The 20,345-nt window shown below is 71.2% G+C and carries 19 protein-coding genes, 1 pseudogene and 1 riboswitch; of the genes and pseudogenes, 7 read left to right on the forward strand and 13 right to left on the reverse strand.

Annotated elements, in window-relative coordinates; translation table 11 throughout:
- Positions 1–13 precede the first annotated feature (13 nt).
- The 3 genes from ACH4XV_RS17985 to ACH4XV_RS17995 all read right to left on the reverse strand — a co-directional run bounded on the left by ACH4XV_RS17985 (position 14) and on the right by ACH4XV_RS17995 (position 2,673).
- Complete coding sequence (locus ACH4XV_RS17985) at positions 14–244, reverse strand: hypothetical protein (RefSeq protein WP_395790829.1); 231 nt, start codon at positions 242–244, stop codon at positions 14–16.
- Between the two features lie 11 nt (positions 245–255).
- Complete coding sequence (locus tag ACH4XV_RS17990) at positions 256–966, reverse strand: hypothetical protein (RefSeq protein ID WP_395790831.1); 711 nt, start codon at positions 964–966, stop codon at positions 256–258.
- A gap of 102 nt (positions 967–1,068) precedes the next feature.
- On the reverse strand, positions 1,069–2,673 hold the full coding sequence (locus ACH4XV_RS17995) for an alpha/beta fold hydrolase (RefSeq protein ID WP_395790833.1): 1,605 nt from the start codon (positions 2,671–2,673) through the stop codon (positions 1,069–1,071).
- Positions 2,674–2,993: 320 nt separating this feature from the next.
- On the opposite strand from ACH4XV_RS17995, the gene ACH4XV_RS18000 reads away from it, so the two are divergent.
- Both ACH4XV_RS18000 and ACH4XV_RS18005 read left to right on the forward strand, forming a co-directional pair.
- Positions 2,994–4,208 carry a CHAT domain-containing protein gene (locus tag ACH4XV_RS18000; RefSeq protein WP_395790835.1) on the forward strand — a complete coding sequence of 405 codons (1,215 nt, stop codon included), beginning with the start codon at positions 2,994–2,996 and terminating at the stop codon, positions 4,206–4,208.
- A 61-nt stretch (positions 4,209–4,269) separates the two neighbouring features.
- Positions 4,270–4,413: riboswitch (TPP riboswitch) on the forward strand.
- Positions 4,409–5,776: a purine-cytosine permease family protein gene (locus ACH4XV_RS18005; RefSeq protein ID WP_395790837.1), complete on the forward strand. Its 1,368-nt coding sequence runs from the start codon at positions 4,409–4,411 to the stop codon at positions 5,774–5,776. Its footprint overlaps the riboswitch before it by 5 nt.
- A gap of 33 nt (positions 5,777–5,809) precedes the next feature.
- On the opposite strand, the gene ACH4XV_RS18010 is transcribed toward ACH4XV_RS18005, so the two are convergent.
- Both ACH4XV_RS18010 and ACH4XV_RS18015 read right to left on the reverse strand, forming a co-directional pair.
- The gene (locus tag ACH4XV_RS18010; RefSeq protein ID WP_395790839.1) at positions 5,810–6,448 is read right to left on the reverse strand and encodes an NADPH-dependent F420 reductase; all 639 of its coding nucleotides are present in this window, start codon (positions 6,446–6,448) and stop codon (positions 5,810–5,812) included.
- A 57-nt stretch (positions 6,449–6,505) separates the two neighbouring features.
- Complete coding sequence (locus ACH4XV_RS18015) at positions 6,506–7,318, reverse strand: inositol monophosphatase family protein (protein ID WP_395790841.1); 813 nt, start codon at positions 7,316–7,318, stop codon at positions 6,506–6,508.
- A gap of 114 nt (positions 7,319–7,432) precedes the next feature.
- Between ACH4XV_RS18015 and ACH4XV_RS18020 the strand changes: the two genes are divergently transcribed.
- Positions 7,433–8,344 carry a LysR family transcriptional regulator gene (locus ACH4XV_RS18020; RefSeq protein WP_395790843.1) on the forward strand — a complete coding sequence of 304 codons (912 nt, stop codon included), beginning with the start codon at positions 7,433–7,435 and terminating at the stop codon, positions 8,342–8,344.
- 202 nt (positions 8,345–8,546) lie between these two features.
- Here the strand turns inward: ACH4XV_RS18020 and ACH4XV_RS18025 are convergent, their stop codons facing one another.
- The gene (locus ACH4XV_RS18025; protein ID WP_395791115.1) at positions 8,547–9,572 is read right to left on the reverse strand and encodes a hypothetical protein; all 1,026 of its coding nucleotides are present in this window, start codon (positions 9,570–9,572) and stop codon (positions 8,547–8,549) included.
- Between the two features lie 96 nt (positions 9,573–9,668).
- Between ACH4XV_RS18025 and ACH4XV_RS18030 the strand changes: the two genes are divergently transcribed.
- The gene (locus ACH4XV_RS18030; protein WP_395790845.1) at positions 9,669–10,316 is read left to right on the forward strand and encodes a TetR/AcrR family transcriptional regulator; all 648 of its coding nucleotides are present in this window, start codon (positions 9,669–9,671) and stop codon (positions 10,314–10,316) included.
- Between the two features lie 244 nt (positions 10,317–10,560).
- Here ACH4XV_RS18030 and ACH4XV_RS18035 read toward each other — a convergent pair whose 3' ends face one another.
- Together ACH4XV_RS18035 and ACH4XV_RS18040 are read right to left on the reverse strand one after the other, a co-directional pair.
- Positions 10,561–10,737: a DUF397 domain-containing protein gene (locus ACH4XV_RS18035; protein ID WP_395790847.1), complete on the reverse strand. Its 177-nt coding sequence runs from the start codon at positions 10,735–10,737 to the stop codon at positions 10,561–10,563.
- A 38-nt stretch (positions 10,738–10,775) separates the two neighbouring features.
- Positions 10,776–11,681 (reverse strand): annotated as a pseudogene (locus tag ACH4XV_RS18040) (DUF5753 domain-containing protein); the annotation flags it as partial.
- Positions 11,682–11,857: 176 nt separating this feature from the next.
- Between ACH4XV_RS18040 and ACH4XV_RS18045 the strand changes: the two are divergent.
- Both ACH4XV_RS18045 and ACH4XV_RS18050 read left to right on the forward strand, forming a co-directional pair.
- Entirely contained in the window at positions 11,858–12,265 is a 408-nt protein-coding gene (locus ACH4XV_RS18045) for a PPOX class F420-dependent oxidoreductase (protein WP_395790849.1), read from the forward strand.
- Positions 12,266–12,328: 63 nt separating this feature from the next.
- Complete coding sequence (locus ACH4XV_RS18050; protein WP_395790851.1) at positions 12,329–12,703, forward strand: VOC family protein; 375 nt, start codon at positions 12,329–12,331, stop codon at positions 12,701–12,703.
- A gap of 18 nt (positions 12,704–12,721) precedes the next feature.
- Here ACH4XV_RS18050 and ACH4XV_RS18055 read toward each other — a convergent pair whose 3' ends face one another.
- From ACH4XV_RS18055 to ACH4XV_RS18070, 4 genes are all read right to left on the reverse strand, one after another.
- Complete coding sequence (locus tag ACH4XV_RS18055) at positions 12,722–13,864, reverse strand: FAD-dependent monooxygenase (protein ID WP_395790853.1); 1,143 nt, start codon at positions 13,862–13,864, stop codon at positions 12,722–12,724.
- Positions 13,865–13,931: 67 nt separating this feature from the next.
- Complete coding sequence (locus ACH4XV_RS18060; RefSeq protein ID WP_395790855.1) at positions 13,932–15,377, reverse strand: hypothetical protein; 1,446 nt, start codon at positions 15,375–15,377, stop codon at positions 13,932–13,934.
- Positions 15,378–15,495: 118 nt separating this feature from the next.
- Positions 15,496–16,008, reverse strand: a complete 513-nt coding sequence (locus ACH4XV_RS18065; RefSeq protein WP_395790857.1) for an ATP-binding protein — start codon at positions 16,006–16,008, stop codon at positions 15,496–15,498.
- A gap of 53 nt (positions 16,009–16,061) precedes the next feature.
- Positions 16,062–16,970 (reverse strand): MEDS domain-containing protein, encoded by a 909-nt coding sequence (locus ACH4XV_RS18070; protein ID WP_395790859.1) that lies wholly within the window; start codon positions 16,968–16,970, stop codon positions 16,062–16,064.
- 457 nt (positions 16,971–17,427) lie between these two features.
- Here ACH4XV_RS18070 and ACH4XV_RS18075 point away from each other — a divergent pair, with 457 nt between their 5' ends.
- A complete protein-coding gene (locus ACH4XV_RS18075) occupies positions 17,428–19,653 on the forward strand; it encodes an SDR family oxidoreductase (protein ID WP_395790861.1) in 2,226 nt (741 codons plus the stop codon).
- A gap of 112 nt (positions 19,654–19,765) precedes the next feature.
- On the opposite strand, the gene ACH4XV_RS18080 is transcribed toward ACH4XV_RS18075, so the two are convergent.
- A complete protein-coding gene (locus tag ACH4XV_RS18080) occupies positions 19,766–20,344 on the reverse strand; it encodes a 1,4-alpha-glucan branching protein (protein ID WP_395790863.1) in 579 nt (192 codons plus the stop codon).
- Between the last annotated feature and the right edge of the window lies 1 nt (position 20,345).

Below are 20,345 nucleotides of genomic sequence, written 5' to 3' on the forward strand. Positions count from 1 at the left end.
TGTCATCGGAGGCTCAGGCGGACGGCGGTTCGGCGAAGGCAAGCAGAACCCGACGCCGCACACGGTCCATCTCGACGATGCGCACGACCGCCTCTTCATCCACCGCGACCACCGGATCCGAAGGCGCCCCCGTCGGCTCGCCCGGGCCGCCCGGGTCGACCGCCCCGCCGGGCACCTCGGGCTCGACCCGCCACCCGGTCCGAAGTACGAACCCCGTGATTCCGCCCCCGAGATCGACGACCACGCCCGGGGGAATCACCTTGACGACCCGTCCGGTGACCGACTGGAGGACATCTCTGGCGTGCGAAGGAAACCGAGGACGCCGTCGGGAGCACAGTCCGGATCCACGAACACCCCGACGTCGTGGAGCCCGGTCGCGACCACCCCGGTGACGATGTCTCCGATCCGGAGCGTGGCCAGGAACGTGTGGCGTTCCTCGGCCGCCGTCTCGTTGCTCCGCCAACGGGCCCGGAGCACGCCGTCGGCGTCGGGCAGGACGCCGGTGGACAGCGGTCGGCGGTCGACCTCCCGCACGGGAACGAGGGCGGCCCGGTGGCCCGGGGCGGCGGAAACGTAGGGGTTGGGGACGTCCGCACGCGCCATTTGCGGCTCAGCGACGCATTCGGGATGGAATCGTCCGTTGGGGTGTTGTCGAACGAGCCAGGCGAGCCGCTCCCGACGCGCGATCCCCGCCCGGACCTCCTCGGCGTCCTCGGACAGGTCCGGCCAGACCGCCAACCGGGCCCGAGGCGTCAGTCGTGTGCGCGTGGAGCGGATGTCGGCCTCGTCGGTGAGGCGATACCAGCGGTACGCATTGCCGAGGTGGCACTCCTCCAGGAGCACACCGCCTCGGTCGGCGATCAGGCCGGCCACCTCGGTCCAGAACGCCTCGTCGGCGGCACGATCGTCGACCACCCGGTCGCCCGCCGGATCGTACGGCGAACTCGCGACATGGTTCACGAACAAGCCCAGCACTCGGGCTCGGGCATCGGCCGGCACCCGGGCCGGGCTGTTCCGGTGCCCTCGGGCGAAGCGCGCCGAAGGCACCGGAACCGTCGGGATGTGGCCTCAGGCGCGGGTCGGGATGCTCAGCGTCGAGGGGTCGTTCCGGGGTGAGGTGAAGGTGAGTTGGCTGCCGAGGGGGTTGTGTTGGAGGTAGAGGGGGTCGACCGTGTCGATGACCGCGGCCAGGCTGTGGCCGGCCGGGACGTCGTAGGACGTGGCGGTCAGGTCGAGGTCGATCGGGAAGGGGATGCCCGGGGTTTTGGCGTGGAAGGTGTATGGGGCGTGGGTGACGAGTTTGCCGATGCCCAGCGGGCCTACGTCGTATAGGTAGGCGAAGATCGTTCCGCTTTCGTGGGATGCGGTGATCGTGGTGTGCAGCTTGGTGGTGCCGCGGACCCTGGTTGCCGTGGCGTATCGGTCGGATTGCCAGACGGCGGCGAAGGCCCTGGGCAGGAGCGGGATCGACGCGGTCGGTGGGGCCTTGAGGAACTGGTCGAGGATGCTGGACAGGAAGATCGTGCCGCCGTCGGCCCCGGAGTCGATGCCGGTCAGGATGCGGCGGGTGTCGGTGAGCGCGAGGGTGCGGGTCGCGTTCGCCGCGGCGGGCCAGTTCGGGTAGCCCTCGTAGCCGCCGCCGGTGCGGGACTTCAGCTGTACCGCCGGCTCCCGGTCGATGCCGTTGTCGATGCCCCTGAGGTGGTGGTCGAGCCAGCGGGTCGAGTCGGCCCAGACGTCGTTGGGCAGGCCGAACAGGCCGCCCGCCTCGGCGGTGGCGTGGTCGCCGGGGCGGAATTCGAGGCGCTTGGGGCCGGTCAACCCGCCGAAGAAGTCGGCGTATTGGTCGGGCGGGAAGAGCGAGTCGCCCCACGCGTTGCCGAGCATGATCGCGGGGGCGTTGGCGTTGATCCGGTCGAGGTAGGTCGCCGGGGAGCGTTTGGCGCCCCACGCCAGCATCTCCGGCTCCTTGGCGAGATTGCCGGAGAGGAAGTTCTCCAGGATTTCGGTGAGTTCGGCGCTGGGCCGGCCGGTGAGGAAGCCGGCTCCGCCCAACAGCGCTGCGGCCTGGGCGTGTTCGGTCCGGCCGGCGTAGATCGACTCGATCAGGTCGGCCCAGCCGCTCATCGCGACGACGGCCTTGATCCTGGGGTCGAACGCGGAGGCCAGGAGGCTGATTCCGGCGCCGTAGGAGACGCCGGCCATGCCTATTCGGGCCGGGTCGGCGGGCGTGTTGGCCAGCGCCCAGTCGATCACCCTGGACGCGTCGGCGATGTCCGGCGGCCCGGCGGTCTCGATCTCGCCGCCGGATTGCCAGAATCCGCGCGAGTTGTAGCCGATCACGACGTAGCCGCGGTCGGCGAGTTGTCGTGCGGGGACGACGTATTCGATCTGGGGCATCGCCCAGCTGGTCGGCAGTACGACCACCGGGTAGCGGGTGCCGGGCGCGCCGCCGGTGGGGGTGATGACGTTGGCGGCCAGCTTGGTGCCGCCGTCGCCGGGGATGTCGACGAAGCGCGGGGACGAGCCGGCGGCGGACTGCACGACCGTCGCCGTGGTGGGGATGGGGGCGGCGCCGGCCGAGGCGACCTGGCCGAGGGCGGTCCCGGCGAGGAGCGCGGCCGAGACGACGGCGGCCGCACGAGCGCGTGGGCGCAGGCGGAATCGACCCATCAGGGTCTCCTGACGTCATGGTCGGGGCGTGACCCGACCCGCGAGAATGCATGGTGAGGCGACGCCAGGGGACGGCGTCGGGGGGTGACTCACGAGTAAGTTACGCGCCGGTAAACCAAGACGGAAGTGCCACGCGGCGATCGACTGAGGCACCGCCCCGCACCCGAGTACGGTGGTCCCGGCACGTGGGGCAAGCGGGGGTGAACGTGGAGCGCGCGCAACATACCGAACGCGCAGCGCGGGTCGAGCACATCGACACCGACGCCGACACCGAAACACGGCGCGCCCGGGACCGAGGCGAACGCGGCCGGCTCCGCTGCATGGATGCCTTGGCGGATGACGCGGCCCGCCGCACCCTGCCCGGGGCCTCGGAGGCGACCGGCGGGCCGAACCGGGTCGGCGGCCCGCACGCGACCGTCCGGCGAACCACACCCGGCAGGGCGGACCCGAGCGCCGGCCCCCACGCCCTCCCCGAAGCCCTCACCCTTCTCACCGAAGCTCTCGCCGCGCTCCCCGCCACCGATCCGTGCTGGCCGGAATTCGCCTACGCGGCCGGCGTTGCCTACGGTGCTCTGGCGGACCACGACGGCGATGCCGACACCCGGGACCAGGCTCGGGTCTGCTTCCGGCGGGCCCGTCGTGCCGCGGCGGCGGATGCCCACCTCTTTCAGGCCGCCACCCACGTGGGTGACGCCCGCGTCGGTGCCGGCCCCGCCGCCGGCGAGTGGCGTGCCCTCCTCGACCCGCCCCCCGCCGCCGAGATCGCCGTCGCACTGCGCCGCCTCGGCGCCCACGCGCTGGTCCAACTCGTCCCCGGGGCCGCCGTGGTCAGCGGCGTCGACGGCTCGACCCGGCTCCTCGACCTGCCCGGACTCGACTACGGCCTGGACCTGCCCGACGGCGACCCGGAGCACCTGTCCGACTTCCTCGACGCCCTCTGTGCCTGGGCCTGGGACGCGGTGATGGCCCCCGTACTCGCCGCCGTCACCGGCACGTTCGGCCGCACGCCGTCCCTGGTCCTGCTGCCCACGGGCCCGTTCGCCTCGGTGCCCTGGCACGCCGCCTGGTCGACCGTCGACGGCCGCCGCCGACACGCGCTCCAGGTCGCGCAGATCTCGTACATCGCCTCGCCCCGCCTGCTGTGCGACATCGCCGCGCGCCCGACGGCCGACCCGCACCACAACCGACACCGCCCGATCGAAATCGGCCACACCGCCGGCGACCCGATCGTGTTCGCCCCCGACCGCGCCGCCGGATCCGCCGCCGAGCACCTGGCCGCCGGCGCCCACACCGTGGTGTCCACCCTCTGGCCCGTGGGCCCGACCACCGCCGCGCTGGTCCTGTACATGGCCCACCACTACCTCAACCGCCGCGACCTCCCGCCGGCCCAGGCGCTCCGCACCGCCCAGCTCTGGATGCGCGACCCCAAACGCGGGATCCCCACCGCGATGCCCGCCGAACTCGCCGCGCAGGCCCGGGAGATCACCCCGAACGACCTCACCGGCTGGGCCGCCTTCACCCACTCCGGCCAGTGAGCCGCCGCACGCCGACCCCCACCCCGCCTTCCCAAGCCCCCCGCCGGGAGCGTACTGTTCGCCACGCCATCGCGGGAGCTCGGACCAACCGGGCTGAGAGGGCGGCATGGGGTGTCGGCGGCGAGCCGGCGCACACCCCGGGGCCACCGACCGCTTGAACCTGTCCGGGTAATGCCGGCGTAGGGAGAGCAGGTAGAGCCATGTCGGCTCCAGCAGTGGACGACGCACGCCCCGCCGCGACACACCCGGCGACCGAGGCTCCGCTGGTCCTGGACACCGCGCCGCCGCGCACCCTCGGCTTCCGCGACCAGGCCGCGTTCTGGGCCAACCTCGGGGTGAGCCTCCTCGGCTTCTCCGGTGCCCTGTTCGTGCTGGCCCCGGCGGGCTATCCGCAACTGTCCATGGTCGCCGCGATCGTCGCGGCGATCGGCGGCACGCTGCTCGGCACGCTCATGGTCGCCGTCGCCGGCATCCCCGGCGCCCGCAGCGGCGCGCCCGCGATGACGGTGCTGCGCGGGTTGTTCGGCACGAAGATCTCGTATGTGCCGACCGTGTTCAACATCGTCCAGTGCATCGGCTGGGGCACCTTCGAGCTGCTGGTCATCTCGCTGGGCATCGAGGCGATGACCGACGGCGACGGTCCGCACTGGCTCTACATCGTCGCCGCCGGCACGGTCACCACCGCGATGACCCTGCGCCCGCTCGGCATGCTGCGTATCCTGCGCCGCTACGTGACGATCGCGGTGGGCATCGCGATGCTCTACTTCTCGGTCCAGCTGTGGCGCGAGGGGCTGCCGCCGATGACCGAGGGCTCGTGGTCCGGGTTCTTCCCGGCGATGGACGCCGCGCTCGCGGTCGCGGTCTCGTGGGTACCGCTGGCCTCCGACTACACCCGCCACTCGCGCGGCACCAAGCCGGCGTTCTGGGCCGCGCTGAGCGGATTCTCCGTCACCAGCATCTGGTGCTACCTGCTCGGCCTGGTCGCCCTCGCCCAGGTGGGCGGCGACGCGGACAAGATCTTCGACTCGTTCCTGGGCGTCACCGCCGGTTGGGTCTTCTTCGCGGTCCTGGTCATCCGCGAGGTCGACCAGAGCTTCGCCAACGTCTACAGCACCGCGATGTCGATCCAGAACCTCGCGCCGCGCGTCGACCGCCGGATCCTCTGCCTGGGCGTGGGCGCGCTGGTCACTGCGTTCGCGCTGATGGTGAACGACTTCGACACCTACGCGAGCTTCCTGTCCCTGATCGGCTCGATCTTCATCCCGCTGCTCGGCGTGCTGGCGGTGGACCTGTTCGCCGGTCGCGGTCGCGCCGGCTGGGATCTGGGCGATCACGCGCCGGCCCGCTGGGTGATGCTCGCGCCGTGGCTGCTCGGCTTCTGCATGTACCAGCTGATCAACCCCGGCACGGTCGAGTGGTGGGTGGACTTCTGGACCCCGATCCAGGACACGCTCCACATCCACGCCCAACGCTGGACCTCGGCCTCCCTGTTCTCCTTCGCCCTCGCCGGCGCCACCGCGTACATCGCGGTCGCGTGGGACTGTCGGCGAGCGCCCGCCACGCGCTGAGCCAAACCAGCCGGGTCAAGCGGGTCAGCCGGGTCAGCGGGCGATGGCAACGGCGAACGGCCGGAAGCCGTGCCGGCGTATGACGTGCGGCACCACCAGGATCATCGCCTCGGTGGCGCGAGCCGTACCGATGCCACCGAGGTCCTCGATCCATCCGGACCGCCATCCCAGGTCGCCGAGCAGACCCGCCACGGCCCTCTTCGCCTGCTCGTCGTCGCCCGACAGATAGGCGGTCGGCGGAGTGGCCAGGGTTTCGGGCGCGGTCATGACCATGAACAGCATGGTGTTGAGCGTCTTGACCACCCGCGTGTCGGGCAGCGCGGCCTGAATTCGCTCGGCGAGGCTGCCGTCGGGATAGACCAGCTCACCGGGCAGCCCGTCGTCGGTATCGCGGGTCGCGTTGGAGACGTCGACCAGGATCTTTCCGGCGAGTTCGGCGCGCAGGTCGGACAGCCGCCCCAGGGCGGTGTCCCCGGGCGTCGCGTTGATCACGATGTCCGCGGTGCGAGCGGTGGTGCGCTGGTCGGCAAAGGAGATGCGGGGGTCGGCGGCGCCGGCGGCGTCCTCCGACGGGCTCCGGTGGCCCAGGGTGACGCGGTGCCCGGCCGCGGCGAATTTGTGGGCGAGGTTCGCGCCGACGCGGCCGGCGCCCAGGATGCCGATGTTGGTCATGACGTGATGCTCCTTGCGGTATTGGCGGGAAACGAACAGCAGTGATGCCCGGGCCGCTCAGGCGACCGCCGACAGCACCCCAAGCGCCGCAGCGTGAATACCGGGCGCAGCGGCGAGGAAGTCCGGACTACCCGTGGTCCACGGCTCACCCGCCAGGTCGGTGACGACACCCCCGGCCTCGGCAACCAACAAAGCGCCGGCGACCAGCCCGGACCGAACATCGGAGAACTGCCAGAACGCGTCCATACCCCCGCCGGCAACGTGAATGAGCTGCAAGGTCGCAGGAACGGACACCCGTACGACAAGGCCGTTGACCAGCATCGCGGTCACCGATTCGCCGATCCGCCGGAATGTGTTCCCGTCCTCCCCCGGCCTGGCCTGACCGGTCCCGGTGAGCGCGGCGCCGAGGTCGGTCTTGGCGGACACCTTCAAGGGACGCCCATCGAGCCACGCGCCACCGCCCGCGGTGGCGGTGTACGTGTCACCGGTCAGCGGCAGGTGGACCACGGTCAGCACCGGCCGGTTGTCGCGCACCAGGGTGGCCGTGACGCCCCAGTCGGACATCCCGTGTACGTGGTTGATGTTGCCCTCGGCCGGATCGACGACCCACCACTCCCCGACCGGGAGCGGACCGCCGGCCAGCTCGTCCTCGGCCCACCGCGATCCGGGCCGCGCCCGCAGCAGCGGTTCGCGCAGCACGTTCAGCACCGCGTCGTCGTTGGCGTGGATCTCCTCGACGATCTCGCTCGGGCTCACGGCTCGGGCATGCGGGGTGTACCGGTCGCGCAGGATCGCACCGGCGGCCCGCACCGCGGCGGTCACAGCCGGCATCAGCGGCGTGTCGGCGTCGAAGGGCAGGGCTGTACTCATGATCGGCTCCCGGGTTTCGGTGGTTGCGCGCGGCTTCCGCTCGCCCGCACTTCGAAGCTAGAACCGCCGCCGATTAACAACAAGTGCATGCTTCTCACTCGTAGAGTTACTCCCATGCAACTGGATCTGAACCTGCTCACGGCCCTGGACGCGCTCCTCGAAGAGGGCAGCGTCGCCGGCGCCGCCGCTCGCCTCCACGTCACCGCGCCGGCGATGAGCCGCTCGCTCGGCCGTATCCGCAAGGTCACCGGCGACCAGATCCTGGTCCGCACCGGCCGCAGCATGGTCCCCACCACCCGCGCGCTGGCGATGCGTGCCCAGGTCCACGTCATCGTGCAGCAGGCCCACCAGTTGCTGTCCGCGCGGCAGGAATTCGAACTGCCGGTCCTGCAAAGGGTGTTCACCGTGCGCTGGCACGACGCCCTGACCGACGCCTGCGGCACCGACCTGATCGCCGCCGTGCACCGCCAGGCCCCCGGCGTGCAGGTGCGGCTGTCCGCCGAACCGGGCACGGACACCCCCGAACTGCGCCGGGGCGAGGTCGACCTCGAATCCGCGTCCGCCCGGCCGACCCTGCCCGACATCCGCCACCGGCTCATCGGCCGGGACCGGCTCGTCGTCGCCGTCCGCCCCGGCCACCCGCTCACCGAAGGCCCCGTGAGCGTCGAGCGCTACTCGGCCGCCGACCACGTCACCGTCTCGCGGCGGGGGCGCCTGCGCGACCCGATCGACGACGCCCTGGCGACACTCGGCCACGAACGACGCGTCGTCGCCGCCGCGCCCACCGCCGCCCTCGCGATGCGGCTCGCCCTGGACACCGGCCTGGCGGTCTGCCTCCCGGACGCGGTCACCCACACGGCCCGCGAGCGACTCGGCCTGATCACCGTGCCGCTGCCGGTCCCGATGCCGGCCACGCCGCTGTACCTGCTGTGGCACCAACGCCACGACGACGACCTCGCACACACCTGGCTACGCGACCTGGCCACCGAGACCATCCGGGCGCTGTTCCCGCCATCCACCCAATAGCGGCACGAAAACCAAGCACCACAAAGCAATCTGACGACGCATCAGACGCAGGCTCGGCATCCCCTTGCCCTTGGCTTACCCGCCCTCCTCCCGCGCGAAATCGGCCCCGGTGTCCTGGCTCGGACAGCAACGGAGACAGGAGGAAGAGCTTCCGGGGCCTCATCCGTCCCCACGTCTTGATCCCGATCGGTCCCAGGCGGACTCAGGCGCGGTAGTGGTCGGCGATTGCGGTGAAGGCGGCCTTGGGCTCCCAGGGCAGGTCGGGGTAGGTGTCGCCGTGGCGGTCCTCGAGGATCTTGACGATGCCGAGGCTGGCGAGGTCGAGGTCGTCGCGGGGGTCGCCGTCGGGGCGGTGGGGCAGGTTGTATAGCGCGAAGAGGAACACGAACGCGCTGTCGACGCCCTCGGAGTCGAAGATCTCCAGCAGTTCGCTCAGGTACGCCGCTTGGCCGGCCTCGTCGCGCTCGTACTCCCCGATCAGCCGGAGCGGCGCGCCGGTGGCTCCGTCGGTTTCGAGAACGCCCATGCTGCGCGGTGCGACATCACCCGCCCCGCGCCAGGTGGCGGTGCCGAAGCCGGTGATGGCGACCGGTTTGGTCTGGGCGACGAGGCTGCGCACGGCGTCGCGGAAGCGGTCGGCCACCTCCGCGGAGCGGATGAGTTCGAAGGTCGTGAAGTCGAACAAGTCCCAGTCGACGCCCTCGAACTGGATGGCGGCGTAGGTGACCTTGCCGTGGAAGCGCTCGCGGACCACCGCCACGGCTTCGCGAAGGAAAGCATTGAGACGGCTGCCGACTGCGGCGATTCTCTCGGGCCGACGGGCCGGGTCGCCCAGCAGCAGGCCGAGTCGCTCTTCGGTGCTGTCGCCTTCAAGAAACCCATGGTTCATGACGGTCAGTTCCACGCCGGTGACGAACACGACCTCGGCTCCTTGCCTGCGAAGTCGCTCGGCCCGTTCCGCGCAGTCGGCGAGCAGGATGAGGATGTCGTCGGGCGTCAGCTCCAGCGGGTAGGGCGAGAACCAGATCTCCAGTCCGAGTTCGGCGGCGTGGCGGGCGGCGAGCTCCAGGCGGTCCGGGTCGCCGCCGGTGAGATGGACGGCGTTGCAGTGGAGATCGTCGCGGATGATGGTCAGCTCCTTCCTGACCTGGTCGGGGTCGAAGTGCTCCCGGGAGTAGCTGCCGTTGCGGAGGAAACCGGTGTCGTAGCAGATGCCCTTGGCTCGCATGCGTCTGATTCCTTTCTGCGGAGGGCCCGAGCGTAGGGACAAATAATGCGTGCACGCAAGTTTGCGCACACGCATTGAGGCTGGGATACTTCGAGGGTGACGACAAGGCGGACCGGTCTGCGCGAGCAGAAGAAGCAGGCCACCCGAGTGGCACTGCGCGAGGCGGCACTGCGGCTGGCCCTCCGGCACGGGCCCGACAACGTCCGCATCGACGACATCGCCGACGCGGCCGGCGTATCGCCGAGGACCTACAACAACTACTTCTCCAGCCGCGAACAGGCGATCGTCGCCGCCGTCACCGCCGAACGGGAGTCACGGGTCGCCGCGGCGTTGGCCGCCTGCCCCGCCCACACCCGCCTCGCCGCCGCCGTGGCCGACGCGATCCTGGAGCAGTACACCGAACCGCATGACCGCGACGCGCTGCTGCTGATCACCACCAGCCCCGCGCTGCGTGACACGTTCCTCGACGCCGCCGTCGCGATCGAACACCCCCTCGCCGCCGCGATCGACCAGCGCCTCGGCAACACCGGCACGCCCACCGCCCGCGTGCTCGCTGCGAGCGTGGCCGCTGCGGTTCGCGTCGCACTCCAACAGTGGCTCCAACCCCCGGCCGCACCCCTCGCCACCGGTGGGCTCGTCGTGCCCTCCGGCTCGCTGCCAGACCTGCTCCGCTCCGCGCTCGCGACACTCGAACCCGCACTCGACGCCGCCGAAATGCGGGCACGGCAGGGCTCGCAACAGTGAATCCACCCCACTCGCTCCGACGCGCGGGTGCGTCCGAGCGAGCCGCAGCGTTCTTTCGTCATCGATGAACCGGGCACTACGGCAGTGTCCCCGCCGATCGCATCCTGGGCCGGGTGGTACGCCACCTGGGATCGGTTCGAGCCGACCCGAGCGCGGCCGACGACGGACCGGGCTTCGGTGGGTGAAGGTCGTTCCGGAGGTGTGCCGACCACAATGGCGTGACCGCACAAGGCGCGCGCCGGGCTCAGCGCCTGGCGCGAGCTATGAGGTGGGCCCAGGCCGCCGGGGGGACTGCGATCGTGGGAGAGTCGACTACCTTGGCGTCTCGGACTCCGATGACGTTTCCGAGAGACGCGACCTCGACACAGTCTCCTCCTCCGCTATAGCTGCTGGTTCGCCACTGCGGAAACCTGCCGACCATGTTGTCTCCAGATCCACGAGCCTTTGCGCGATCAGCGCGATCGACGCTTCGGCGCCGAGCGCCTCTGCTTGCAGCCGATCGTAGGCGAGGGAATAGGCGGCAAGACAGGACGGCCGACAGGTCCACGAGTCCCCGGTCAGCCCTTCGCAAGAGACCACGCGACGTCCACCGAGGTCGTAAACGGTGAACTTTCCTGCCATTCCCGGATGCGCACCGATGTCACGCGGCAGGATCTGCACCGTGATGTCGGGTCGCCGAGTCAACGTCACCAAGAGATGGGCAAGTTGGCTGTGTAGCACGGCCTGCCCACCCACCGGACAGTGGAGCGCGGATTCGTCGAGGATGAACCAGAGACTCCGCGAGCCGTTGCGCTGGGCTTCCAAGCCAAGCTGGCGACTCATACGCAACTCCGCACGGCGGATGATCTCCTCCTCGGATACCGCCGGAGAGCACGCCCGGAGCGCAACACAGGCATATTCGAAGGTCTGGAGCAGCCCAGGCACGAGGCCGGCGGTGTAACTGCGGATCGCCACTGCGGCTCGCTCGACCGTGATGATGCGTTCGAATCGCAGTCCGGTCGTAGCCTCGCCTGGTATGGCACGCCACCAGTCCGGGACATCCTGATCCTGAAGTTGCTGGATGATCTCGGCCGCAGCGCCGTCGATCTCGTCCTGACCACGCTCCCGATACACCTCGGCACGGAAACCCAGCTCCCCAAGGGGTCGCTGAAACAGCTCCTCCAAGACGAGTTGGTAGTCAGGAGTAGGCCGTGGTGGCGCTGCGCTCTCCCAGCGGCGAACCTGACGGACACTCACCGCCAGGCACAGGCCACATTCTCGCGCCTTCTCCTCGAATGCCTCGGCAAATCGCCGCTGCGAGTGCAGTTGAAGGGCCTTGCGGGCCGCGACGAACGTCGGGTTCCCGGGCTGGCTCGGGCGGGTCATCTCACCCCCAGGGTGGTCGCTGAGCCCAAGTTAGCCGTGCCGGCCTGCGATATTCCCCGGTTTCGGATGGATCACCCCTGGCGAATCGTGGCGCTCCTCCCTTGACGTCAAGTCGGCTTGAAGTTCTACGTTCGAGGTGAACGCTCCCGGCGGGGGAGCCTCCGGATGGAGCGGTAATGGCGAGCTATACCGAGGTCGAACGTGCGTACCTGACCGGGCAGAGTCTCGGGCGGCTCGCCACCGTCGGGCCGAAGGGCGCCCCGCATGTGCGGCCTGTCGGCTTTCGGCTGAACGACGACGGGACCATCGACATCGGTGGGCCCAACCTCAGCTCCAGTCAGCGGTGGCGCAACGTCGAGCGCAATCCGGGCGTCTCCTTCGTCGTCGACGACATGACGCCGGACGAGCCGGGTGCGTACAAGCCGGGCTGGGGGCGCGGCGTCGAGATCCGGGGCCGCGTCGAGCTGCTGCGGGACCACGAACCGCCGCTGCCCCTCGACTTCTTCAGCAACGAGGTGATGCGCATCCACCCCGAACGCGTCATGGGCTGGAACCTGGAGGACCCGCCGGGCGACCGTTCCTGACCGGACGCGCCGACATCGCCCGCCTCCACGGGCGATGTCGGCCGTCGCGCCTACCCTGGGCGCATGAAGATCCGCCGCGTCGTACCCAGCGTCACCGCCACCGATCTCGGCCCCAGCCGGGAGTTCTACCAGGACTTCCTCGGCTTCGAGGCCGGCATGGACGAGCCCGGCTTCCTGATGTTGCGCTCGCCGAGCAACCCCACCGCCCAGGTGATGGTGGTCGTCCCCGACGAGTGTGATTGGGACACGCAGTCCGGCCGCACGGCGATGTCCATCGAGGTCGAGGACGTCGACGCGGCCTACGCGCAGGCGCGCGAGCGGGGCTACGAGATCGTGTACCCGATCACCAACGAACCCTGGGGCGTACGCCGCTTCTTCGTGCGCGACCCCAACGGCAAGGTCCTCAACATCAACATGCACATCCAGCAGCCGAGCTGACGCGGGCAAGAGCTCGAATCAGCGCGCGGCGATCGCCGCCCCCAGCGCGTGGCCGCCGAAGCCGTCGTCGGCATGCTGGGCCGCCCACCAGTCGACCATGCGTTCGGGGGTCATCGTGGTCCAGTCCGGGGTGTCCTCGACCATCGCGTAGCCCATCGAGCGGGCCACCCGCACCAGGTCCGCGCCCGCCGGGTGGCGCTCGGCCTCATAGCGCGCCAACACGTCCTCCCACGAACCGGCCGGCCCCACCTCCCGGCACGCCGCCTCGAAGGCCACCGCGTCCTGGATGCCCTTGACCGCACCGCTTGCCACATGCGGCCGGGCGATCGCCGCCGCGTCCCCGGCAACCAGCATGCGTCCGCTCGTGAACCGGTCCACCACAAGGTCGTTGATCGGCTGGATCAGCGTGTCGCTCTCGGGCGTCGAGGTGACCAGGTCGGCCCAGAACGGCGGAAAGTACTTGCGGGCCAACGCCAACAACGCCGGACGCGGGTCGGCCGTGCCGCCCACCGAGCTGTACAGGCCCCACGAGATCCGGTCTCCCCCACTGCTCGGGATCCGGTACATCACACCCTGGCCGTTCGGGATGCAGATCGAGATCAGGTTGTCGATCGGCTCGTGGTTCCACGCACAACTCCCGCGCCACATCGCATAACCGGCGTATTGCGGCTGGATCTGCGGGAACACCGCCGTACGCACCGCCGAGCCGTAGCCGTCCGCGCCCACCACCACGTCGTAGCGCTCGCTCGTACCGTCGGGCAGGTAAATCTCGCCGTCCGTACCGACGGTGACCGGTGTACCGCCGCGATAGTCGACCTCGGCCGGCACCCGGCGGCGCAGTCCGGCCCACAGCTGGCCCCAGTTGTACATCCGGAACGCGGCGGGCTGATCCCACAACGATCGCCCGCGTGCCGACTCGCCGTCGTCGAGCAGCCAGATGCGCCCGTTGACGTTTCGCCAGGGCGTGGTGTCGTCGAGGTAGCCGGCGGCGACCAGTTCGGCGTAGCGGTCCACGTGCAGCGCGATGCCCACTCCCCGGTCGGCGAGTTCGCCGGTGGTGCGCTCGTACACGGTGACCTCGGCCCCGCCGCGCGCCGCAGCGAGCGCGAAAGCGCAGCCCGTGATGCTTCCGCCGACCACTGCGACCCGACCTATCGGCATGCCCATCTCCCTTGGTTCACGTCCGACTTCGCACAGGCGTCCGGACCGGGCCGGACCCGGAAGGACCCTACGGGATGGCGGTCGCGATCCGATCACGTACACCGACCAGTTGTGCCCGGCGCGTCTCGTCGAAGGCGATCTCCGCCTCCGCGCTGCCCTCGTACGCGGGCAGTCGGGCGTGGTCGTCGATCAACGCGGTCAGGCGCGGCAACGCACCGATGGCGTGTGCGCCCATGTCGGCCAGCACCTGGAGCGCGAGTTCGCCGACGAATCGATCGCCCGCGACAGCCGACATCTCGGCGACCAGGCGCGCGGTGAACTCGGCGTCGTCAGGCCCCAGATGCCGCCACAACACGCCGGCAACCTCATACTTGCGCATCGGTTCCCGCTCGAACAGGAACATCGCCTGCCGGGCCTGGCGTTCGGTCGGACCACCGTGCGCGACCAGCCCCATCAGCGTGTGTGCCTTCCGGCGCCCGGAGGCGTCGGCCTCGACGGGCTGTGCGGCCAACCAGGCGTCGGCCTCGGCGCGCCCCTCGGGCAATCGACGCGCCGCGAAAACAGCCTCCAGATCCGGCAGGGGCAACAGTCCACCGGGTGAACCGAGTTCGTCCGAGAGTCGCCGCCCGACACCGTCGGTGCGCCCGGCCCAATACCCTGCCGCCGCCCGCCACATGTCGCGCGACAGCCGCAACACCCGCAGGCTCTCGGCACGCAGCGCGCCGTCAGCGTCGTCGGCCTCCTCCGCCATCCCCACCAACGCCGGCAGCAGTTCCGTCGGCCCCGTACGCCACAGCCTGATCGCCTCCGCCGCCATGTCCAGCCCGACACACCGCACGTCCCGATCCTCGGCGGCCAGCAACGACCGCGCGATCTCGTGGCACTCCTCCTCGTCCCCGAGCAGCCGCCAGGCCCACACCGGGCCCACCCGCACGTCCATCGGCCCACCATCGCGCCGCAACCGCCGCACCGCGTCCCCGAGATCGGCCAGGATCGCCTGGCACCACGCCTGCCGCCAGGCCCAGGGAAGGTCCCGGTCCCCGAGCAGGACCAGCGCCGCCGTCACCCGCACCGCCGGATCGGCGTCCTCGGCCAGCACCATGGCCGAGTCGTCGAAATCCCGCCCACGGCCGAGCAGCGCGATCGTGCCGGCCACCCGCACATCCGGATCGGCCGCCTCCGGCAACCACGCCGCCACGGCCTCGACCTCGGCCGTCGCCACGAACAGCCGGGCCGCCGCGACGCGCACGGCCGGCTCGGCATCGGTCAGCCACGACCACGCCCGCTCGGCCACCGACGGCCAGACAACCCCGAACTCCGCCAGATCACGCAGCAGTTCGATCGCGCACAAACGCGCGTCGACCGGTCCCACGTGGGCAAGTCCACATAGCAGCCGGGCCATCGGACCGTCACGGTCGGCCCGCACCGCGTCGAAGATCGCCGCCCGCTCCGGCCCGAAGCTCGCCGCAGCCCCCGAGGTCACCGCCCGCACGCACGCATGTTCGTCGATCACCGGCCGACCGTGTCACACCACCCCGGCCGAGCCAAGCCGTTTCCGACCATGAACCCCTGCACGAGTCACGGCCGTTCAGGCACCCAACGACACCCGACGTCGCCCGACCGCCGCCCCCTCAGTGCAACTCACCCTCCGTCTCCACGTGCCCCACAACCTCGCTCGCCACCGCCCCCGTCGACGCCGACGCCGACGCCGTCAAATGCATCGTCATCCGCACCACCACGCCCTCCGCGCACTCGGCCACCTCGACCTCGTCGCACAGCGCCCGCGCTATCCACAGTCCCCGCCCCGGCGTCTCCTGCTTGTCGGTCAGCCGAGGGAACGCGCGTCGACGGCAACCACCGTCGGCATGGCCGCCGTCGGCACGGCCACCGTCGACACCGCCGCCGTTCGCGCCGCCCCCATCGTCCCCGGCCGCGTGGATCTCGCAGACCACCTTCCCGGCCCTGGGCACACAACGCAGCAGCGCGGGCCGGGAGTCCGAGGTGACGGCGCACGCGGCGATCTCGTGTACCGCGAGCACCAGGCAGTCGGGGCGGTCGTCGCCCAGGCCGACGGCGTCGGCGTGCCGGCGCACCACGGCACGGACCAGGCACAGGTCCGACGCGCCGAACGGTAGTACCTCCACCGGTCCGGCACCGATCCGCGCACGGGCGTGGGCGCGATCACGGTTCGGGCCGGTCACTGCACTCCCCCACTGCACTCCCCGGAAGGTCGGTCCTCGTCCACGATCAGGCCGCCGACCCCGCTCCACCCGAGCAGGTCGACCACCTTGCGGACCGCCGGTCCCGCGGCGCGCAGGACCAGGTGCCGGTCCGGGCCGAGGGCGGTGGCGGCCCGATACAACGATTCCATCGTGCCGAGGTCGGCGAACTCCAGTGCGGACAGGTCGACGACCAGGTCCCGGCCCGAGTGGGCCATCGCGCGCCGCAGCGCGTCCTCCAGCAGGTCCCGGGTGCCCACGTCGGCCTCGCCGACCAGACGCAACCCCTTGGTGGTGTCGGTGACCTGGAGGGTGGGCGGACGTGCGCGACCGGTGCCGGCGACGAGCGGGTGCAGCCGTTCCTGGGCGTCGATCTGTACCGAACTGAACTCGCGCGGATCGTACAGGCAAATGCCCATCGCCCGGCGGCTCGGCAGGCCGAGGCCGGCGAGGCGTTCGAATTCGAGCAGGTCCGCGTGTTCGACGCCGCCGGCCCGACCCCACGTCATGTCGCCGCACACGCGCAGGCCGCGAAAGCCGTCGGCGAGGGCCTGATCCACGGCCGCGAAGAACGTCTCCGCCATCCCCTCGGGTGTGAACTCACCCTCCCACAACGGCGTTCGGCCGACATCGACGACCACGAGCGAGCCGTCGGCCTCGCGGTCGTCGGGTCGGGTGGGTCCTTCGGACAGCGCACTCATCAACCAGGCCCGGTCGCGCCTGCCGAGCAGGCACATCACCCGGTCCTCGGCGGACAGTCCGTCCCTGATGTAGCTGTGCACCGCGAGCCGCGTGACGGCCTCGTCGGCCGACACGAAACAGCAATGGCTGCCGTACTCCATCGCTCCCACCGCGGCCACCGTGGCCCCGGCCTGGGAAGTGTCCATCTGCGTATGCCCCCTGGTCGTGACACGCCTCGGGCCGGACCCGGGCCCTCGTCTCGCACCAGACCGTAGTACCCGAAGACCACATCACCGGGCGCAAACGGTCAAGAAAGCTTCTTTGGGGGGTACCAACCCACCGGACAGGGCACAATTTTTGGTTTCCGGCCGGTACCTCGGCCCTCCCGGACCGCCCGGCGGCCGACCCGTCGCGTCGTCGAGCGCGCCGGCCGGCCGATCGTGAACCCGATCGGGTGACACCGGCATCGGTTGGCCCAATACCGCGTGGGTGATGGTCGTTCGGCGACTAGCGTCCTGACGATACCCACTCGTCCCAGGGAAGACATTGACCACGCGTGCCCCGGCGCAGCGCGCCATCGGGCCCGACTCGCCGCGCGTCGACACCGTCGACGCGACGTCCCGTCAGGCCACTTGTGAACACCTGCAAGGAGTTGGCTGAGCCATGCGCGTCGCCATCACCGGAGCCACCGGATTCCTCGGTCTGCATCTGCTCCGCGAACTGCTGGACCGCCACCGCACGATCACCCTCCTGTCCCAGGCGGGCTCGCGCGGCGTCCTCGACCGGATCCGGGCCTTTCTGGAAGTCACCTCCGCTCCCGACGAGTTGGTGCGGCGACTCCCCGAGCGGCTGCGGATCGTCGAGACCGATCCGAGGTTGCCGCGACTGGGCCTGGCCGGGCCCGAGTTCACCTCGCTGGCCGATTCGATCGACGTGATCTGGCACTGCGCGGGCGACCGCCGACCCGACGCCACGATGGCCGAGTTGTGGCCCGACACGGTCGACGGCACCCGCAATCTGCTCCAGTTGGCCGAGGCGGGTCGGCGGCGACCGCGCGTGTTGCACATCGGATCCGCCTTTGTCGCGGGCGCCCGTCGCGACGGCACGATCAAGGAGCAACCGGCCGACGACTCGGCGGGCTTCGAGAACGACTACGAGCGGGCCCAGTACGAGGCGGAGACGCTGGTCCGGGACTGGGCGGCGCGGCTGGGGCGTTCGGCGCTGATCCTGCGGCCGACCACGCTGGTCTCGGATCGTCCCGGGGTGCCGGCGAACTCGCTGCGGCACGTGGTGGAGCGGGCCGCGGTGACCAGCGGGTGTGCGGCGTTCGGCTGGGCGGCGCGGCTGCCGGGGCGGATGCGACCGGTGTTGCGGCTGCCGGCGGCGCCGGACGGCCGGCTCAACTTCATGCCGGTGCACGAGGCGGCGCGCATGATGACGCGGTTGGCCGATCTGACCGGCTCCGGCGGCGTGGACACCTACCACGTACGGCATCCGCACGACGTCCCGGTCGAGGTGGTGCGCGAGGTGCTGGCCGAATTCCTGCCGGTACGCCTGCGGTTCGTCGCCGAGCCGCCCGCGCGGCCCACCGGCGTGGAACGGCTCGCGGAGGCACACGCGGCGTGCACGCCGTATCTGACGCACCGTCGGGGCTATGACGACTCGGGGGTACGGGCGTTGCTCGGCGAGCCGAGGTCGGCGACCGCGGTGGATCGGGACTACCTGGTCGACTGTGTCCGGCCGGGGCGCGGCGGGCGGCGCGACACCGCGTTGGAGCGGGCGTATCGCGATCCCGGTCGGGCCGGCCGGGCCGGGTCGGTCGAACTCGGCGCCGTACTGCGGTTTCGCGGCCTGGCGCCGACCGTGGCGGACCTGCGTCAGGCGGTGGCGGCCCGGTTGTGGCGGGTGCCGGTCCTGGCCTACCGCTCGGATGGCACGTTCCGGCGGCGCGGGCCGGTGGACCCCGATCGGCACGTGCACGTGTACCCGGTCGGCCCGGGACGACTCGGCGCGGCGGTCGACGCGTCGTTGGCGGATCGGCTGCCCCGGGACCGTCCGGCGTGGGAGGCGCGGCTCGTACACGGCTACGCGGGCGACGAGTGGGCGGTGGTGTTCAAGGCGCACCACACGCTGCTCGACGACGCGTCGGTGGTCGAGGTGGCCCGGCGGTTGTTCGGGGTGGAGCCGATCGAGGCGGCGGCGGTGACCCCGCACGGGCCCGCCGTGCTCGGCGTCCGCGACCACGCGCGCCGCCTGTCGCCGCCGTCCACCCGGCCGTTCACGACCCGGGGGGCGACCGGCACGCGGCGAATGGCCTGGCTGGACCTGGACCCGGAACGCCTGCACGCGGCGTCACGGCACGGTCGCGGGGTCGGTCCGGACGACGTCTTCCTCGCCGCACTCGCGGGCGCGCTGCGCACCTGCCCCGGCGTACCGTGGCGGCGCGGCGTGCGGCCGGTCTGGGCGCTGGTGCCGTCCCCGTCCGGCACGATGGGCGCCCCGGAGCCGGGCAACCACGCCCGGCCGGCCCGGGTCCGCCTGCCGTGCGATCAGGCCGACCCGATCCGTCGCCTGCACCTGGTCGCGCAGGACAAGGCCCCGCCCGTCGACCGCTGGGGCCTGCGTACCGCCGTGTCCCCCTGGCAGATCGACCTGGCCGCCGGCTCCGCCCACCACTGGCCCCGCCATTCGTACGCCTTCCGCGGCTCCCCGGTGTTCGACGCGATCCCCCTCGGCGGTGTGCCGCACAGCGCCCCGATCGGCGTCTTCCTCGGCTCCTTCGACGACACGATGCACATCACGGCCCTGGTCGACACGTGCCTCCCGGCCGGGTTGGCGGACGATCTGTGCGCGGCGTGGTCGGACTCCCTGGCCGAGCTTGCCCCGTAGACACCGCGCGCCGGGTTCGACGGCACCGACGGGGTCGGTGCCGTCGAACCCGGTGGTCCCACGCCGTGGCCCCGTCGTCCCACGACTACCGCGACTACCGCGACTACCGCGACTACCGCGACGCGAAGGTAGCCAGCACGCCTCGCACAGCCGTCCCGTCCGGCCGGGTCCAGCCCGCGACCAAGCGCCCCGGCGCGCTCTCCTCGGCCCCGACGGGCCGCAGCACCCGGTTCACCCGAACATCGAGCACGCCGGCCGCGCCACCGCCGTACACCGTCACGGTCGGGTCGGGCGTGTCGCTCTCGGTCTGATGCTGCGGCGTCGCCTCCCCGCGCAGCACCGCGTGCAACTGCCCCATCACCACCGGGTCCCGCACGCCGTCGTAGATCCACCGGGTACCGAGCACGCCATGCTCGGAGACGCCGATCAGCGCGTCGTCGGAGGCACCGTCGAGCGCCGCGCCGCGATAGGCCATCGGCACGAGATACGCGGCCGACTCCGGGGCGCCGGCCTCCACCACGATCATGAACTCGATCCCGACCTCGCCCGCCGGGTCGTCCAACCGGAATCCACCGGCCCGGATCCGCTCCGGCGCTTCGGCCCCGCCCGCGTACCAACTCTGCCGGGGCAGCCAGTCGGCGAGCAGTTCCAGTTTCCCGGGCGTCATGGTGGTGTGGTGGATCGAGGCCATG

This window comes from Embleya sp. NPDC020630, assembly GCF_044334985.1.
In the GTDB taxonomy this organism is placed as follows: domain Bacteria; phylum Actinomycetota; class Actinomycetes; order Streptomycetales; family Streptomycetaceae; genus Embleya.

What these genes read in the sequence shown, in the direction of transcription:
- ACH4XV_RS17995 (WP_395790833.1), bottom strand. Translation starts at nt 2,673, where the DNA reads ATGGGTCGATTCCGCCTGCGCCCACGCGCTCGTGCGGCCGCCGTCGTC.
- ACH4XV_RS18000 (WP_395790835.1), top strand. Translation starts at nt 2,994, where the DNA reads ATGGATGCCTTGGCGGATGACGCGGCCCGCCGCACCCTGCCCGGGGCC.
- ACH4XV_RS18005 (WP_395790837.1), top strand. Translation starts at nt 4,409, where the DNA reads ATGTCGGCTCCAGCAGTGGACGACGCACGCCCCGCCGCGACACACCCG.
- ACH4XV_RS18010 (WP_395790839.1), bottom strand. Translation starts at nt 6,448, where the DNA reads ATGACCAACATCGGCATCCTGGGCGCCGGCCGCGTCGGCGCGAACCTC.
- ACH4XV_RS18015 (WP_395790841.1), bottom strand. Translation starts at nt 7,318, where the DNA reads ATGAGTACAGCCCTGCCCTTCGACGCCGACACGCCGCTGATGCCGGCT.
- ACH4XV_RS18020 (WP_395790843.1), top strand. Translation starts at nt 7,433, where the DNA reads ATGCAACTGGATCTGAACCTGCTCACGGCCCTGGACGCGCTCCTCGAA.
- ACH4XV_RS18025 (WP_395791115.1), bottom strand. Translation starts at nt 9,572, where the DNA reads ATGCGAGCCAAGGGCATCTGCTACGACACCGGTTTCCTCCGCAACGGC.
- ACH4XV_RS18035 (WP_395790847.1), bottom strand. Translation starts at nt 10,737, where the DNA reads ATGGTCGGCAGGTTTCCGCAGTGGCGAACCAGCAGCTATAGCGGAGGA.
- ACH4XV_RS18045 (WP_395790849.1), top strand. Translation starts at nt 11,858, where the DNA reads ATGGCGAGCTATACCGAGGTCGAACGTGCGTACCTGACCGGGCAGAGT.
- ACH4XV_RS18050 (WP_395790851.1), top strand. Translation starts at nt 12,329, where the DNA reads ATGAAGATCCGCCGCGTCGTACCCAGCGTCACCGCCACCGATCTCGGC.
- ACH4XV_RS18055 (WP_395790853.1), bottom strand. Translation starts at nt 13,864, where the DNA reads ATGCCGATAGGTCGGGTCGCAGTGGTCGGCGGAAGCATCACGGGCTGC.
- ACH4XV_RS18070 (WP_395790859.1), bottom strand. Translation starts at nt 16,970, where the DNA reads ATGGACACTTCCCAGGCCGGGGCCACGGTGGCCGCGGTGGGAGCGATG.
- ACH4XV_RS18075 (WP_395790861.1), top strand. Translation starts at nt 17,428, where the DNA reads ATGCGCGTCGCCATCACCGGAGCCACCGGATTCCTCGGTCTGCATCTG.
- ACH4XV_RS18080 (WP_395790863.1), bottom strand. Translation starts at nt 20,344, where the DNA reads ATGGCCTCGATCCACCACACCACCATGACGCCCGGGAAACTGGAACTG.